The organism is Bradyrhizobium sp. Tv2a-2, from assembly GCF_000472425.1.
Lineage (GTDB): Bacteria > Pseudomonadota > Alphaproteobacteria > Rhizobiales > Xanthobacteraceae > Bradyrhizobium.
Map to the genome: position 1 here is coordinate 1 of NZ_AXAI01000036.1, position 15,850 is coordinate 15,850.

The 15,850-nt window shown below is 63.1% G+C and carries 13 protein-coding genes and 1 pseudogene; 8 read left to right on the forward strand and 6 right to left on the reverse strand.

The window, feature by feature from the left end:
- The coding region (locus tag A3AI_RS46840; RefSeq protein WP_036050510.1) for a helix-turn-helix domain-containing protein at positions 1 to 171 on the reverse strand (171 nt) is incomplete at its 3' end.
- Between the two features lie 81 nt (positions 172 to 252).
- On the opposite strand from A3AI_RS46840, the pseudogene A3AI_RS0138185 reads away from it, so the two are divergent.
- Both A3AI_RS0138185 and A3AI_RS0138195 read left to right on the forward strand, forming a co-directional pair.
- A pseudogene (locus A3AI_RS0138185) lies at positions 253 to 702 on the forward strand (NAD(P)-dependent oxidoreductase); the annotation flags it as partial.
- Between the two features lie 423 nt (positions 703 to 1,125).
- Entirely contained in the window at positions 1,126 to 1,338 is a 213-nt protein-coding gene (locus tag A3AI_RS0138195) for a hypothetical protein (protein ID WP_024520553.1), read from the forward strand.
- A 21-nt stretch (positions 1,339 to 1,359) separates the two neighbouring features.
- On the opposite strand, the gene A3AI_RS0138200 is transcribed toward A3AI_RS0138195, so the two are convergent.
- Both A3AI_RS0138200 and A3AI_RS0138205 read right to left on the reverse strand, forming a co-directional pair.
- Positions 1,360 to 2,715, reverse strand: coding sequence for a sensor histidine kinase (locus A3AI_RS0138200; protein WP_024520554.1), 1,356 nt, complete (start codon positions 2,713 to 2,715; stop codon positions 1,360 to 1,362).
- Position 2,716: 1 nt separating this feature from the next.
- The gene (locus A3AI_RS0138205) at positions 2,717 to 3,391 is read right to left on the reverse strand and encodes a response regulator transcription factor (protein WP_024520555.1); all 675 of its coding nucleotides are present in this window, start codon (positions 3,389 to 3,391) and stop codon (positions 2,717 to 2,719) included.
- Between the two features lie 401 nt (positions 3,392 to 3,792).
- On the opposite strand from A3AI_RS0138205, the gene A3AI_RS0138210 reads away from it, so the two are divergent.
- From A3AI_RS0138210 to A3AI_RS0138225, 4 genes are all read left to right on the forward strand, one after another.
- Complete coding sequence (locus tag A3AI_RS0138210) at positions 3,793 to 5,013, forward strand: efflux RND transporter periplasmic adaptor subunit (protein ID WP_024520556.1); 1,221 nt, start codon at positions 3,793 to 3,795, stop codon at positions 5,011 to 5,013.
- Positions 5,014 to 5,049: 36 nt separating this feature from the next.
- A complete protein-coding gene (locus A3AI_RS0138215; RefSeq protein WP_024520557.1) occupies positions 5,050 to 8,205 on the forward strand; it encodes an efflux RND transporter permease subunit in 3,156 nt (1,051 codons plus the stop codon).
- Between the two features lie 126 nt (positions 8,206 to 8,331).
- Entirely contained in the window at positions 8,332 to 9,672 is a 1,341-nt protein-coding gene (locus A3AI_RS0138220; protein ID WP_051382719.1) for a TolC family outer membrane protein, read from the forward strand.
- Between the two features lie 8 nt (positions 9,673 to 9,680).
- Positions 9,681 to 10,436 (forward strand): enoyl-CoA hydratase/isomerase family protein, encoded by a 756-nt coding sequence (locus tag A3AI_RS0138225; RefSeq protein ID WP_024520559.1) that lies wholly within the window; start codon positions 9,681 to 9,683, stop codon positions 10,434 to 10,436.
- Between the two features lie 123 nt (positions 10,437 to 10,559).
- Here the strand turns inward: A3AI_RS0138225 and A3AI_RS0138230 are convergent, their stop codons facing one another.
- Entirely contained in the window at positions 10,560 to 10,925 is a 366-nt protein-coding gene (locus tag A3AI_RS0138230) for a hypothetical protein (protein WP_156928134.1), read from the reverse strand.
- 219 nt (positions 10,926 to 11,144) lie between these two features.
- On the opposite strand from A3AI_RS0138230, the gene A3AI_RS0138235 reads away from it, so the two are divergent.
- Entirely contained in the window at positions 11,145 to 11,453 is a 309-nt protein-coding gene (locus tag A3AI_RS0138235) for a hypothetical protein (protein ID WP_024520561.1), read from the forward strand.
- Between the two features lie 18 nt (positions 11,454 to 11,471).
- Here A3AI_RS0138235 and A3AI_RS0138240 read toward each other — a convergent pair whose 3' ends face one another.
- Together A3AI_RS0138240 and A3AI_RS0138245 are read right to left on the reverse strand one after the other, a co-directional pair.
- Positions 11,472 to 12,059 (reverse strand): GNAT family N-acetyltransferase, encoded by a 588-nt coding sequence (locus tag A3AI_RS0138240; RefSeq protein ID WP_024520562.1) that lies wholly within the window; start codon positions 12,057 to 12,059, stop codon positions 11,472 to 11,474.
- Positions 12,056 to 14,413, reverse strand: a complete 2,358-nt coding sequence (locus A3AI_RS0138245) for an Orn/Lys/Arg family decarboxylase (protein ID WP_024520563.1) — start codon at positions 14,411 to 14,413, stop codon at positions 12,056 to 12,058. The genes A3AI_RS0138240 and A3AI_RS0138245 overlap by 4 nt, the downstream gene beginning before the upstream one ends.
- A 336-nt stretch (positions 14,414 to 14,749) precedes the next feature.
- Here A3AI_RS0138245 and A3AI_RS0138250 point away from each other — a divergent pair, with 336 nt between their 5' ends.
- A complete protein-coding gene (locus A3AI_RS0138250) occupies positions 14,750 to 15,775 on the forward strand; it encodes a histone deacetylase family protein (RefSeq protein ID WP_024520564.1) in 1,026 nt (341 codons plus the stop codon).
- Positions 15,776 to 15,850 lie beyond the last annotated feature (75 nt).

A 15,850-nucleotide genomic window follows, 5' to 3' on the forward strand; every position in this document is an offset into this window, starting at 1 on the left:
CAGCCCATCCACGCCTTCTGCGCGGAACCGCTTGACCCATTTGGCGACAGTCTTTGGCGTAACGTTGAACTGGCACGCGGCGGCTGCCTTGCTCAGCCCGCCTTCAACAACGCATCGCACCATGGCCTCTCGACCTTTGGGCGTCAGTGGCGCATTCTTGTGAGTGTCCATTCGGTCCCCCGCGAATCACTGTGTGTTTGGTGACATCAGCGTTCACGGCACGGGCCGAATGGACAACCTCCTGAAAGTTCACAGGTAGAGCTCGACGATCTCCTGCGTCGGTCGGACTTCGTGTCGATCAACTGCCCGCTCACCAAGGAAAGCCGTGGCATGATCGGCGCGCGCGAGTTCGCGCTGATGCCGAAGCACGCCTTTTTCATCACCACCGCACGCGGTTTCATCCATGACGAGGCGGCGCTGGAAGCGGCGCTGCGAGACAAGCGCATTGCCGGGGCCGGCCTTGACGTCTGGTCCAAGGAACCGCCACCGCCGGAGCATCCCTTGCTGCAGTTCGACAATGTGCTGGCGAGCCCCCATACCGCCGGCGTGACCAGGGAGGCGCGGGAGAACATGGGCCGGATCGCCGCCGAGCAGATGCTCGATACCCTCGACGGCAAGCGGCCGCCGCGCATCATCAATCCCGAGGTCTGGCCGCGCTTCCAGGAGCGGTTCGCCCGCACCTTCGGCATCACCCCGAGATAGCACGCAAGGCGGCGGAGAAGTGCGCCCCAGGGCGACCGGCAGCAACAATTGGACTGCGACAGCAGCCTGCCGCAGCGGTGGCATTGCTATTTCCGCCACGGCCTCGAGAGCAGTTCCGGCGACGCCATTTTTGACGTTGCGCTATGATTTTGCGGGCCTTTTCCGCCTGGCGCGAAAAGGGAACCGCTCCGATGCGATCACTGTCCTCATTGCTGCGTTCGGCGCCGTCGCGCCTCCGCCACCGCCCTGTGCTGATTGCCGAGATCGCCGCGGCGAGCCTTCCGGCTGCCGGCGCCTAAACGGTCCGCGCAAAAGCGACAAAATTCCTTCGCAATTGTGACGCTTGATCGACGTCAAGCGGCCCGCGCCAGATGGGTCTAAAAAGAGCGGGCCGGATATTGCTTGAGGCCCCAGGGAGGGATCATGTCGCGCTATGTCGTCAGCTTCATGAAGGACGTACTGGGCGATAACGGCCGGCAGATTGAGATCTGCCAGAAAACCGTCGAGATCGACGCGCCCAGCGAGGGCGAGGCTACGGAACTCGCCAAACAGAAATTCTGCAAGGCCGAGCGGCTATGCGAGTGGTCGCTGCATGCCGACCGCATCAACATCAAGGCTGCAGACTTTCCGTCCTGATCAATTGGCACACCCGCAGGGCTATTTCAGCGGCGCGAATTTCAGGGAAAAACAGGCGCCATTCGGGCGGCGGTTTTCCACGGTGATGGTTGCCGAATGCAGTTCGGCAATGCGCTGCACGATCGACAGGCCGAGGCCGGTGCTGCCCGCCTTGCGGCGGTCGCGCCGCCAGAAGCGCCGGAAGATCAGCTCGCGCTCGTGCTCGGCAATGCCGGGGCCCTGATCCAGCACGCTGACCTTGCCGCTGTCCTCGACAACAAATTCGACCGTCGAGCCCGGCGCGGTGTGGTTGATGGCGTTTTCCGCCAGGTTGCGGATCGCCCGGCTCAGCATTTCCGCACTGCCTCGGACCCAGACCGGCGCGGTTGCGCCGGAGAGGGCGACGTCCTTGCCTTGCGCCAGCGCCAAAGGGGCGACGAATTCCGCGACTTCGGCGGCGACCGATTGCAGGTCCGCCTTTTCCGTAGGGTCGATGGCGACCGCATCGAGCTCGGCGAAGTCGAGCAACTGGCCAACGATATGGGCCATGCCCTCGACGTTATGGCGAAGCGCCTGGCGGATCTCCGTATCCTCCAGCACATCGATCCGCGTCCGCAAGATGCTCAAGGGCGTGCGTAGCTCATGGGCGGCGTCGGCGGTGAATTCGCGCTGGATCTTGAAGCCTTCTTCCATCCGGTCGAGGCCCAGATTGACTGCCGAGACCAGCGGGCGAACCTCGCGCGGAATTTCCTTGGTCGGCAGCCGCAATCCCGGCCGCGTCGGCCCGATCTCGGCGGCGATCTCGGACGCCTCCCGCAGCGGCCGCAGCGCGCGGCGGAAAATCGCGATATCGGTGATCAGGAGCACCAGGAGGATCGGCAGCGTAATCCAGCCGACGTCCTTGTAGAAATCCGCGACAATGTCGTCGGTGAGCACGTCGCGGTTGGTCAGATCCTCGCCGGCCTGGACCCAGACGGTCTGATTGCCGATCGTCTTGCGGACACTTGCGCCCGACACGGTCGCGCTGTCGCGTCGCTGCTGCAGGAACTCGACCTCGCCCCGGCGCGTGTCGGCTGGAAACAGTGCGGTGTGATCCTTGGCGGAGGAAAACAGCACGGCGCCGTGCGCGTCGATCACCGCAAAGGAGTAGCGGCCATACTCCGGCGAATAGAGTCCGAGCAGGTCGGAGGACAGGTTCAGTTGCAGGCGGCCGTCGGCATCGACGCTCAGCCGCTCGGCCACCGCATTGGCCTGCTCCTGCATCGCCTTGTTGTGAATGTTGTTGGTCGCATAGCTCAGTAGCCAGGACAGGCCGACCGACATCAGGATCGAGGTAATGACGACGGCGACGATGTGAAGGATGACGATGCGCGAGAGAATCGACTGGAATCTCGGCACGCTACTTGTCCTCTGCGATCAGATAGCCGACGCCGCGAATGGTATGGACCTGGACCTTGGCGCCGCGGTCCGACAGCTGCTTGCGCAGGCGGTGGACATAGACCTCGATGGCGTTGGAGCCGACATCGCCGGAATGGCCGTAAATGTGATCCTCCACCTGCTTCTTGGAGACCACGCGCCCCTTGCTGCGCATCAGGAGTTCGAGCACGGCAGTCTCGCGGGCCGACAGCACCTGGGGCTGCTCGTCGATCGAGGCCTGCCGGCTCTGGGTATTGAATTCGAGATTGGCGATGCGGAGCGAGCTGCCGAGCAGCTGGCCGGGCCGGCGCAGCTGCGCTTCGAGTCGCGCGATCAGCTCCTCCAGCGCAAACGGCTTCACCAGATAGTCATCAGCACCGCTGCGCAGGCCATGGACGCGATCGTGCAGGCCGCCGCGGGCGGTGAGCACCAGGACGGGAATCGGATTGTTGCGATGCCTGACTTCGCGCAGCAGCTCCAGCCCATCGCCGTCGGGCAGGCCGAGGTCGAGAATGAGCGCGGCGTAGAAGGTGGTCTCCAGCACGCTGCGCGCCTCTTCGATCGAGGACAATATGTCGGCCTCATAGCCTGCGGTGCGCAGCCCCTTGGCCAGCAGCTCCGCGAGCTCCTCATTGTCCTCGACGATCAACAGACGCATACAAGCTTACCTGCGCATTGGGCGTGGATGCTCATCTTCCCAATCCAGTGCCGGATAGGCGAATGGTCCCTTTCGCCGCTGCTGGTCAAGGAGATTCGCAACCGCTATAGCTGCCTGAAACTGAGCGCCCGCATTCCCACAAGTATTGTAAGGTTGGTGTAAGTTTTCCCGCTTTTCGTATGGTATGTCGCAGCCGCCCTGGTCACAAAAGGCAAGGGCTTTGCGGGCTATCCAGATCACGGGAGGGCGCTCCCCGAATCGGCTAACGTGCCAGTCTTCGCAAGCTATTGCGGCAGTGCCGGATCGGCAATATGACGAGGGCCACCCGACCGGGCGTGGCGGGCTTCCCCTGTTGATGCGACGGGGAGGGGGTGGGGTAGGTCCATGTACAAGTCTGCAACATGAATATTGGCGCCCTCGTGAACAGGCGAACGCTCTCGATCGTGCTGATTCTGGCGGTTGTGGCTGGGGCCGTGGTCTTCGGCGGCAAGAGATTTTTTGCGCCGCATGCTCAGTCCGAGGCCGCGGCCAAGCCGCAGGCGGCGCGTTTCGTGCCGACGCCGGAGCAGTGGGCGAACCTGACGGCCGAGCCGGCGAGGGAGCAGGTGTTTCGCCGCGAGCACATCACCGAGGGCAAGATCGCGGTCAATGAGGACAGCTCCACGCCGATCTTTTCGCCCTATGCCGGTCGTGTCATAAAGCTCATGGTGAAGCCGAGCGATACGGTGCAGCCCGGCCAGGCCCTGTTCATCATCGAGGCCACTGACACCGTCCAGGCGCTCAACGACTTCGCTTCGGCGCTCAGCGCGATGAACAGCGCCCAGTCGAAGCTCAATCTGGCGCAGATCGTCGAGAAGCGTCAGAACGATCTCTATGCGGGCAAGGCGGTGCCGCTGAAGGATTGGCAACAGTCGGAGGCCGATCTTACCCAGGCGCAGAACGACATGCGGGCGGCGGAAACGGCGGTCGAGGCCGCGCACAACCGGCTGCGCATTCTGGGTCGTTCAGAGGACCAGATCTCGAATTTCCAGAAGACGCGGCAGATCTCCGCCGACACGCCGATCTATTCTCCGATTGCCGGCACCGTCGTGCAGCGCAAGGTCGGTCCTGGCCAATTCATCAGCAGCGGCGCGAGCGATCCGGTCTTCGTGATCGGCGACCTCTCCACCGTCTGGCTGACCGCCTTCGTGCGCGAGAGCGAGGCCGCAGACGTCAAGCTCGGCCAGGAGATCGAGTTCAACGTGCTGGCGCTGCCGGGGCGCGTCTTCAAGGCCACGATCAACTACGTCTCCGCGGCGATCGATCCGAACACGCGCAGGCTCATGGTCCGCGCCACCGTCGACAACAAGGAAGGTCTCTTCAAGCCGGAGATGTTTGCCAATGTCACAATCTTCGCGGGCGAGGACCGGAAATCGGTCGGCGTGCCCAAGCAGGCGCTGATCTACGAAGGCGAGCGCGTCCGCTTGTGGGTGGCTCGCAACGACAAGTCGGTCGAGCTTCGCGAGGTCCAGACCGGGCTCATCAACGGCGACATGGTCGAAGTCACCAGCAATCTGAAGCCCGGAGAAATGGTCATCACGAGAGGCAGTCTGTTCATCGACCGGGCGGCTTCGGGCACGTAAGCCGCAAGACCTCCCTCCCACAGAGATCCCGATCGAATGGACCGCCTCGTCTCTTTCGCAGTCAGTCGCCGCTTCCTGATGGTAGGGCTTTTCGCCGCCGTCATCATCGGCGGCCTCATTGCGTTCCAGCAATTGAACATCGAGGCCTATCCCGATCCGACACCGCCGATGGTCGACGTGGTGACGCAAAGTGCCGGGCTGTCGGCCGAGGAGATCGAGCGCTACATCACCATTCCGCTGGAGACCCAGCTTTCCGGCATCAAGAACCTCAACGTCATCCGCACCATCTCGCTTTACGGCCTGTCCGACGTCAAACTGCAATTCACCTTCGATTACACCTACGAACAGGCGTTGCAGCAGGTTCTGAACCGCCTCTCGCAGCTGTCGCCGCTGTTGAACAACGCCCAGCCGCAGATTTCGCCGCTGAGCCCGATCGGCGAGATCTACCGCTATCGCCTGGTCGGACCGCCCAACTATTCGGTGCTCGACCTGAAGACCTTGCAGGACTGGGTCCTGCAACGCCGTTTCCGCACCGTGCCCGGCGTCATCGACGTCACGGGGTGGGGCGGCAAGACCAAGACCTACGAGCTGCAGGTCGACTTCAACAAGCTGGTCGCCAACGGGCTGACCCTGCCGCAGCTTCTGCAGGCGGTGAGCAATTCGAACATCAATGTCGGCGGCAACACCGTCAATATCGGTTCGCAATCGGCGGTCGTACGCGGCGTCGGCCTGATCCGGTCGATCGACGACCTCGCCAACACCATGATTTCGGCGAGTAACGGCACGCCGGTGCTGGTCAAGGACGTCGCCACCGTCGAGGTCGGCTACCAGCCGCGGCTCGGCATCGCCGGCGAGAACGACGACGACGACATCGTCCAGGGTATCGTGCTGATGCGTCGCGGCGAGCAGAGCTCGCCGACCATCGCGCGCGTCGAAAAGGTCGTGGACCAAATCAACAATTCGGGTGTGCTGCCCCCCGGCGTGCGTATCGAGCGCATCTATGACCGCAAGGATCTGATCGAGACCACGACGAAGACCGTCCTTGAGAACATGGTGTTCGGCATCCTGCTGATCGTACTCCTGCAATGGATATTTCTCGGCGACCTGCGCAGCGCGTTGATCGTCGGCGCTACGATTCCGTTCGCGCTGTTCTTCGCGGTTTCCATCCTGGTGCTGCGGGGCGAATCCGCCAACCTGCTATCGGTCGGCGCCATCGATTTCGGCCTGATTGTCGATGGCACCGTGATCATGGTGGAAGCAATCTTCCGCCGACTGTCGCACACCGAGGTGTTGTCCGAGAGCGAGCAGGCCGAGATATCGCCGCGCACCATGATGGCGATGAAGCATCACGCCATCCTGACCGCGGCCGCCGACGTCTCGCGATCGATCTTCTTCGCCGCCGCCATCATCATCGCGGCCTTCATCCCGCTGTTCACCTTGAGCGGCGTCGAGGGCAACATCTTCAGCCCGATGGCGCGGACCTATGCCTATGCGCTGGCCGGCGGACTGATTGCGACCTTTACCGTGACGCCGGCGTTGAGCGCGATCATCCTGCCGGCGCATGTCGAGGAAACCGAGACCCTGATCATGCGCGTCCTGCATCGGCTTTACATGCCGACGCTGCGCCTTTCGCTGCAGAACCGGCGCCTGGTGCTCGTCGGAGGTGCGGCGCTCGTCGTCATGAGCGTCTTTGCCGTTCGGCTGCTGGGGCTTGAGTTCCTGCCGAAGCTGGAGGAGGGCAATCTGTGGATCCGCGCCACCCTGCCGCCGACGATTTCGCTGCAGGAAGGAAATTCCTACGTCAACGAGATGCGCAGGCTGATCGCGAGCCTGCCCGAGGTGGAGAACGTCGTCTCCCAGCACGGCCGGCCCGACGACGGCACCGACGCCGCCGGCTTCTTCAATGCGGAGTTTTTCGCGCCGCTGAAGCCCGCGAAGGATTGGCCGGCCGGAGAGGACAAGGATGGTCTGACGGCCCGGCTGCTGGCGCAGCTGCAGGCGAGGTTTCCGGGTGTCGAGTTCAATTTCTCGCAATATCTGCAGGACAACGTGTCCGAAGCCGTATCCGGCGTAAAGGGCGAGAACTCGATCAAGCTGTTCGGCAACGACCTGCAGGCGCTGACCACGACCGCCAACAAGATCAAGTCGGTGCTGGCGACGGTGCAGGGCATCACCGACCTTGCAGTGTTCACCTCGCTCGGCCAGCCCACGATCCAGATCGACATCGACCGCGCACGGGCGGCGCGCTATGGGCTCGCGCCCGGCGACATCAACACCACCATCCGCACCGCGATCGGCGGCGACAGCGCGGGCGATCTCTACGAGCCCGGCAGCGACCGGCATTTTCCGATCATCGTCCGCCTCGCGCCGGAATATCGCAAGAGCGCGGAGGCGATCCAGAATCTGAGGATCGGGGTGCAGGCACAGAACGGCATCACCCAGATTCCGCTCAGCGAGGTTGCATCGATCAAGCTGGTCTCCGGCGCTGCCTACATCTATCGGGAACAGCAGGAGCGCTATCTGCCGATCAAATTCTCGGTACGCGAGCGTGATCTCGGCGGTGCCATCCGGGAGGCGCAGCAGAAGATTGCAGAGCAGGTGCAATTGCCGCCGGGCTCGCGGCTGGAATGGGTCGGCGAGTTCGGCAATCTGCAGGACGCGATCCGACGGCTGTCGATCGTCGTTCCCATCAGCCTGGCGCTGATCGCGATGCTGATCTGGTTCAATTTCGGTTCCGTGGTGGACACCGTGCTCACCATGAGCGTCATCCCAATGGCAGTATTCGGCGGTATTGTCGGCCTGCTGGTGACCGGGATCCCGTTCAGCGTCTCGGCCGCGATCGGCTTCATTGCGCTGTTCGGCATTTCGGTCATGGACGGGATCATCATCCTGTCGCAATACAACCAGCTCATCGATCAGGGCATGGAACGCGGCAGGGCCATCCTGCGCACCGGCGAGCTTCAGTTGCGCCCGGTGCTGATGACCTGCGTGGTGGCCGGCGTCGGGCTTTTGCCCGCGGCGTTGTCCACCGGCATCGGTTCGCAGGTGCAAAAACCGTTGGCGATTGTGGTGGTTGCGGGCATGATCGTGGCGCCTGTCGTCATTCTCATCACGCTGCCCGCACTGATCTCCACGTTCTCGCCGCGAAGGCGGGCAGGGTTCAGTCCCGAGGACACCGGTGCGGTGGAATAACGGACCAGGTGACGGTCGAGGTAAGGTGTGAGCAGAGCCGCTTCCATACGCCCGCGTAAGGTCCCCGTGGCGGGGATAGGCCGGGCCTGTGCGCGGCTTGGTCTTGCGCTTGGTCTTGCCGCGCTCATCGCGCGTGTTGCGACTGCAGACGCGCGCGCTGAGACGCTGCCGGAGGCTCTGGTCAAGGCGTACCAGAACAACCCGCAGCTCAACGCCGAGCGCGCGCGGCAGCGTGGAACCGATGAAAACGTGCCGCAGGCGCTGGCCGGCTATCGGCCGCAGATCGTGGCAAGTCTCACCAGTGGGCTGCAGGCGGTGCGCAATCTGTTGCCCGACAACACCATTCAAACCGCGACGCTGAAGCCATGGACGATCGGGCTCACAGTGTCGCAGGTACTGTTCAACGGCAACAAGACTGCGAACAGCGTGCGTGTCGCGGAATTTCAGGTGCGGTCCGGGCGCGAGGCGCTGCGCAATGTTGGGCAGGGCGTGCTGCTGGACGCCGTGACGGCCTACATGAATGTCATGGCCAATTCTGCGCTCTATGAGGCACAGCGAACCAACGTCCAGGTGCTGCGCGAGATCCAGGCGACCACCCAGCGCCGTCTCAACGCCGGCGACGTCACCCCGACCGACACTGCACAGGCCGAAGCGCGGCTGAGCCGTGGACTGGCCGATCTGAACGCCGCGGAAGTGCAATTCGCAATCAGCAAGGAAATCTACGTCCAGGTCATCGGCGAGGCGGCCTCGCAGCTCGCGCCCGGAAGCCCGGTCGACCGGTTGATCCCGCTCACCGAGCCCGGAGCGATCGACATCGCCAACCGCGAGCATCCGGCAATCCTCGGCGCCGGTTACGACGTGGACGTCGCAACGACCTCGATCAAGGTCGCCGAAAGCACCCTCTTGCCGACGGTGTCGGTGCAGGCGAGCGCCAGTCACGCCGTCGAGAACGATCCGACCCTGACCACAGCAAGAGAGGATCAGGCGTCAGTCATCGGTCAGGTCAACGTTCCGATCTACGACGGCGGTACCGCGGCCTCACAGACACGCCAGGCCAAGGAGGTTACCTCGCAGAGCCGGCTGGTGCTCCAGCAGGTCAGAAACCAGTCGCGGACTGCGGTCGTCAGCGCCTGGGTCGCCAACGAGGGCACCAAGATCGCGCTGAAGGCGGCGGAGGCCGAGGTGAAGGCTGCCGACATTGCGCTGCAGGGAGTCCGCCGCGAAGCGGCCGGCGGGCAGCGCACGACTATCGACGTGCTCAACGCGCAGCAGGACCTGACCAATGCCCGGACCCGTCAGATTACCTCGCAGCGCGATCGCGTCATCGCATCCTACACCTTGCTCAGCGCGGTCGGGCGGCTTGACATCAAGACCCTGAACCTGAACACGCCGGATTATCTGCCGGAAGTCCACTACCACCAGGTTCGCGACGCCTGGCACGGCCTGCGCACGCCGTCGGGCCAGTGAGGAACGGCATGTCGAAGCACATCATCGTTTCGAACGAGGGCTTCACCCGCACCATTGCGATGCGGCGGCCCGAGAAGAGGAATGCGCTCACGCGCGAAATGTTTCTGGCGATGAGCGAGGCGATCGATTCGGCGCAATCCAATTCCGCCATTCGCTGTCTCATCCTCGCCGGGCGGTCAGGGGTGTTCAGTGCCGGCGACGATCTCAGCGAGATTCTGGATGATGCCGACACGGCACCTGAATCCGTCAGCGGCAGGCTTGTCTTGCTGCGCTCGCTGATCAATAGCAGGAAGCCGCTTGTTGCCGCAGTCGACGGCCCTGCGGTCGGCACCGGCGCCACCATGGTCCTGCACTGTGACTATGTGATCGCAGGCACGACCGCTTCCTTTTCCTATCCCATGATCAGGTACGGCCTGCTCCCCACGGGCGCATCCAGCCTGCTGTTGTCGCGAATGGCCGGCTGCCAGCGGGCATTCTCGATGCTGCTGATGGGGCGCGCCATGAGCGCCGAACAGGCCCGCGAGGCGGGGCTCGTCAATGTCGTCGTCCCGCCCGGGCATGCCATCAACGAAGCGCAGAGGCTGGCGCGGGAGATCGGCGAGTTGCAGCCGGATGCCGTCGCCCTGTCGCGGGAGTTGTTGAAACCCTCCATGGACGAGCTGCTGCGGCGCATGGATGAGGAGGAGCAGCTGTTCGCGGAGCGACTGCGTTTGCCCTCCGTCATCGCAGCCTTGAGCAGATTCCTCGCGCGCAACGAGGACTAAAGCATGATCTGGAAAAGTGTGTAGCGGTTTTCCGAAAAGATCATGCTCAATCAAAGACCTAAAGCGCGATGACGATTCAACCAAACCTCATCGCGCTTTAGGCGCGCCGAGGCGAGGGCACTGCTACCAGATCACCACGGCGCATAACACTGTCAGCGGCAGCAGGACGAGGCCGAGATACAGCCATGTTCGGTAGCCGCCGGGGTCCTTGGGCACGATGAAGAGGTGGACGACCAGCCACACGCACACGGCGAAACCCAGCGCAACCCGGATCAGGTCGCCGGGCGTATCCAGCAGGGTCCAAAGGCGCTCGATCTGGGGACTGGCGACCCGGGCGGTTATGACGATGAGGATGCCAATGAAAGCGGTTCGCACCGCGAGGCCCGCGAGCCAGACGGCGGTCGAGACATCGGCATCGTTGCTCTTCTTCCTTGCCGCGCCCACCAGCAAACCACTGAGGTTGCCGCGCGCCCATGCGCGCATATTCAAAAAATAGCTTTGCGTTTCCGGATCGGCAATAGCTCGGAGACAAATCGTATACCCGCTATGGCCAATTGTAACAGGTATTGTCGAATGTTGGGCGAAATGCATCTAAAGTGCACACGAAATGATGAAATAAGCGGCGATCCGCATCGCCAACGCGAGAATCGACAGAGCGCCGGCGATATCAGGTAAGCTGAGGAATCAGCGATTCCCGGAAGGACAAGCATGAGGACCCCAGCGGTTGCGGTGACGATGTTGCTGGCCCTGACGGCGACCGCGCAAGCCCGGGAAGGGGCGTCGCGCGATTCGCGCGCCTGCCTGGTCGAAGTGCTTTATTCCGAGGAGCTGCCAATCGGGCCGCTTTTCCATCACACCGTCAAGGAGGCCTTACTGGTGACCCCGCCCCACGCGGCGCCATTTGAGACGACCGTGCAGAAGGTGATTCCCTGGCAGGTTCCACCGCCGCGACGGGGTCAGCGCACCCGGGTCTCCTGCGATTCGGTTGCCCTCCAGTCGTCCTTCCGCGTTTTCTAGGTGAGGCTCGAGCAACCGTTACCGACCGAAGCCGAGCGGCGGCGGGGCTTCCGTGGTGCCCGCGCCCAGCGAGCGCTGCACCATCACGGTGTCGCACCAGCGGCCATAGCGGTAGGCAACGCCCGGCAACTGCCCGACCCGCCTGAAGCCAAGCTTGTCGTGGATCGCGAGCGAAGCGGCGTTGTCGCCATCGATATAGCCGATCATTTGCCGGAAGCCTTGGGCTGCGCAGGCGTCAATCAATTCCTGCATCAACTGCCGCCCGACGCCGCGGCCGACATGGTCATGGTGGATGTAGATGGAGTGCTTGACCGTGTAGCGGTAGGCCGGGCGTTTGCGGAACAGGACGACATAGGCGTAGCCGATCACTTCGCCGCCGAAGACCGCCACCAGATGCGGCAGGCGATGGCTGCGCAAATTCTTGCGCCGGTCGCGTAAATCGTCCGGCTCCGGCGTGCCGCTGTCGTCGACAGAGTCATCCACACCGCGCCTGATGTGGCGACGGTAGATCGAGAGCATCGCATCGACATCGCTGTCCCGCGAGGGACGGACCGATATCTGCGGCGCAGACCTGTTCGCCGCCTGCTTCTCAACCAATTCGTTCATTCGCAGACCACGTAAGTGTAGAGCCGGATGCGTCCCGACCCGTCAACCTCCTTATAGACGCCCTGGATTTCGACGTCGAAGCCCGGGAAGGTGTTGAAGCAGCGTTCGAACATCTTCAGATAATCGATCATGGGCTTCGCCCGTTCATCGAGGCGCTCGCCGGGCACGATGGTGGCGATGCCGGGCGGATAGACCACGAACGGCGTGGTCGCGATGCGCTGTGAAATCTCGTCGATCGGCAGATAGTCCACGTCATTGCGAAACAGTTGCCGCGCGGCATCGTGGGGCGACATCGCAATCTCGGGCAAATGCTCGGGTTGGAACTGCCTGGCCTGCAGGCCGCTGACATCGGCCTCGCGGAAGAAGCGGTGCATGTCGGCGCAGAGGTCGCGCAGCCGGATGCCGCGATAACGCGCCGGCCGCTTCCGGAAGAATTCGGGAATGACTTCCTCCACAAGCGCATTGTCGTCATGCAGCTTCTTGAAGGCGACGAGCCCAGAGATCAGCGTGCCGGCCTTGCTTGCCTCAACGCCGGGCGTCAGCAGGAACAGCAGGGAATTGAGGTCATTCTTTTCCGGCACGATGCGGTTCTCGCGCAGATATTGCGCGACCACCGGCGCCGGGATGCCATGCTCGGCATAAGCGCCGGTCGCGGGATCGAAGCCGGGCGTGAGCAAGGTCAGCTTGTTCGGATCGGTCATGGCAAAGCCCGCCGTGAGGCCGGCAAAGCCGTGCCAGCGCGATTCCGGTGAGAGTTGCCAGTAGGAGGGATCGGTGGCGAGCAAGTCGGTGTTGACCGTTTCCCAGGCGACATTGTGCACGCTGCCCTCGCGCGACACGTCGCGGATCGCGACCCGGTCGGGCACGAAAGGCTCGAAGAACCAGCGCCGTTCCGGGCGTATTTCCTTTTCCTCGAACTCGCGGCGCACCGCGCGGATCTTCTTGCGCAGTTCAATGCCGAGCCGGATCGTATCGTCCCACAGCACTTCGCCCGAGCGGCCCTTCATCATTTGTGCGCCGACGTCGAGCGAGGCAAACAGCGGATAGAACGGCGAGGTCGAGGCGTGCTGCATGAAGCTTTCGTTGAAGCGGCGGTGCTCGATGCGGCGTTTCTGCCCCTTGATGTGACGGTCCTTGACGTGGATTTGCGACGCCTGCGAAAAACTCGAGAGCTGCTTGTGGGTCGATTGCGTTGCGATGATGCCGGGTGATTCCGCCGACAACCCGTTCAGCCCCATGGCGAAGCGGCCGGCATAGAGCGGATGAAATTTCATGAAGCCGGCCCAGGCCTCGTCGAACAGGATGTACTCGCAGAGATGGCCGATGCGCTTGATGATCATCTCGGCGTTGTGGATGGTGCCGTCATAGGTGCACTGCTCGATCACGGCAACGCGGAACGGGCGCGGCTTGCGCCAGGTCTCCTTGTCCTTGATCAGCGGATGGTTGCGGATGCGATCGCGCAGCGCGGCCTCATCCATCGCGTCCCAGCGCATCGGGCCGATCAGGCCCCAGGCATTGCGGACCGTCGGGAGGTAGACCGGAATGCCGCCCCCCATCATCAGCGCGCCATGATGGGCCGCCTTGTGGTTGTTGCGGTCGAACAGCACGAGGTCGCCGTCGGTGACGAGGGCGCCGAGCACCACCTTGTTTGAGGTCGAGGTGCCGTTGAGCACGAAATAGGTCTTTTCCGCGCCAAAGATCTGCGCTGCTTCCTTCTGCGCCTTCAGTGCAGGGCCTTCATGGGTGAGGAGATCGCCCAATTCGAGCACGGAATTGTCGAGGTCGTCGCGGAACACCGCTTCGCCGAGATGCTCGACAAACACCCGCCCGATCGGGCTGCGGCTGTAGAATACGCCGCCATTATGGCCCGGACAGGTCCAGAGCTGGTTGCCGACCTCGGCATAATCGACCAGCGCGCCGAAGAACGGCGTCTTCAGGTTCTCCGCATATTGCTTGAGACGGCTGATCAGGTTCTTGGCGATGAAGGGCGGGGTTTCCTCGGAGAGGAACACATAGCCGTCGATGAAGTCGAGCACCTCGACCGGAACGTCCTCGAACCGCTTGCGGCGGATCAACAGGATGATCGGGAAGTCGAGGCCGCGGCGGCGCATCAGGTTGATCAGCGAGGCGGTCTTGCCCTCCAAGCCCTTCTTGCCCCAGTCGACCACCATGCAGCCGATCGCCGCATCCGTCTGCACCGCGATTTCAGCGTCCTCCAGCTTCCGGGCCCTGACCACCTCGAAGCCGGAGCGTTCGATCTCGCTGATGATCTGGTTGAAGCGGATGCCTTCGAGATCGTCGGCCTCGAACACAGGCGCCGCAAACAGGAAATTGAAGCGTTTGAAATAGTCCATGGCCTGCCTATCGAATAATGCTGCCAAGCAGTGGCGCACTTTCGATGACAGTTCTATGACAGTCGATTTCACCGGCGAAAATTGACGGGAAAGCCGCCGGCGGGCTCAGCCGGCCGCGATCTACTGCAGCGCCCGATCCAGCTTTCTCGACCAGGCGATCGGCGTGCTCGGTTCCGAATACCAGCGGCGGGCGGATTGCTACATAGGGCTTTCACGCCCCGCGGCCCTAGATGTGTCATCGTCGCGCCTCCCGGTTTTGGTTGCCTCAAGCCTGCTGCGGTGCAAAAGCAGTGGAGCGGCACGGAGACGAAAAACTGTTTTGCAAAGGAGCAAGGTGTGAAGGCTGTCTACTCTGAAAAGCATCGGAGCCATGACCCGCAATTCTTCCTGGTGCGCGGCGTGGTGAAGCAGACAACCGAGCAGCCCGAGCGCGCCGACCGGCTGCTCAAAGGCCTTGCGGCCGGCAAGCATCGGCTGGTCGAGCCGACCGTCTTTGGACAGGGGCCGCGTTTAAGGGTGCACAGCGTCGAATATCTGAATTTTCTGGCGGAAGCCTGGGACGCCTGGTCCGCGCTGGGCGATGCCGGCCCGGAGATGATCGCCAACATCCATCCCGTCCGTCACGCTGCGACCTATCCGACCCACATCGTTGGCCGTCTCGGGTGGCACACCGCTGACACCGGCTGTCCGATCGGTCCTGGCACCTGGGCCGGCGCATGCGCGGCAACCGATGTCGCCGTGACAGCGGCACAGATGGTGATGGACGGCGAGGACGCGGTCTACGCGCTCTGCCGCCCGCCCGGCCACCATGCGTATCGCGATATCGCCGGCGGCTTCTGCTTCCTCAACAACAGCGCGATCGCCGCGGCGCATCTGCGTCTGAGCCACGAGCGCGTGGTGATCCTCGACGTCGACGTGCATCATGGCAACGGCACCCAAGGCATCTTCTATGGGCGCTCCGATGTCTACACGATTTCGATCCATGCCGATCCGACCGCCTATTATCCTTTCGTGTGGGGCTATGCCCATGAGCGCGGCGAGGGCGCAGGCCTCGGCACCAATCTCAATATTCCCTTGCCGCTCGGCACCAGGGATGACGGCTACGTGCAGGCGCTGGACGTCGCCGCCAAGGCGATCGAGGCGTTCGCGCCGGGCGCGCTGGTCGTGGCGCTCGGGCTCGATGCCTCCGAGCATGATCCGCTCAAGGGACTCGCTGTGACCACCGACGGCTTCCGTCGCATCGGTGAAGCCATCGCGCGAATGGGGCTGCCAACCGTGTTCGTCCAGGAGGGCGGATATTTGTCGGACATTCTGGGGCAGAATCTCACGGCCGCGCTCGGCGGATTCGAAGCAGCGCGCTGAGTTCCAGAGCGCGACTCGCGCAATTGACGGTTTTTCCGGCGAGGATTAGCCTTTTCCTCCGCCGGGCCTTTCGCA

What these genes read in the sequence shown, in the direction of transcription:
- A3AI_RS0138225 (WP_024520559.1), top strand. Translation starts at nt 9,681, where the DNA reads ATGTCGAAGCACATCATCGTTTCGAACGAGGGCTTCACCCGCACCATT.
- A3AI_RS0138195 (WP_024520553.1), top strand. Translation starts at nt 1,126, where the DNA reads ATGTCGCGCTATGTCGTCAGCTTCATGAAGGACGTACTGGGCGATAAC.
- A3AI_RS0138235 (WP_024520561.1), top strand. Translation starts at nt 11,145, where the DNA reads ATGAGGACCCCAGCGGTTGCGGTGACGATGTTGCTGGCCCTGACGGCG.
- A3AI_RS0138205 (WP_024520555.1), bottom strand. Translation starts at nt 3,391, where the DNA reads ATGCGTCTGTTGATCGTCGAGGACAATGAGGAGCTCGCGGAGCTGCTG.
- A3AI_RS0138215 (WP_024520557.1), top strand. Translation starts at nt 5,050, where the DNA reads ATGGACCGCCTCGTCTCTTTCGCAGTCAGTCGCCGCTTCCTGATGGTA.
- A3AI_RS0138210 (WP_024520556.1), top strand. Translation starts at nt 3,793, where the DNA reads ATGAATATTGGCGCCCTCGTGAACAGGCGAACGCTCTCGATCGTGCTG.
- A3AI_RS0138245 (WP_024520563.1), bottom strand. Translation starts at nt 14,413, where the DNA reads ATGGACTATTTCAAACGCTTCAATTTCCTGTTTGCGGCGCCTGTGTTC.
- A3AI_RS0138240 (WP_024520562.1), bottom strand. Translation starts at nt 12,059, where the DNA reads ATGAACGAATTGGTTGAGAAGCAGGCGGCGAACAGGTCTGCGCCGCAG.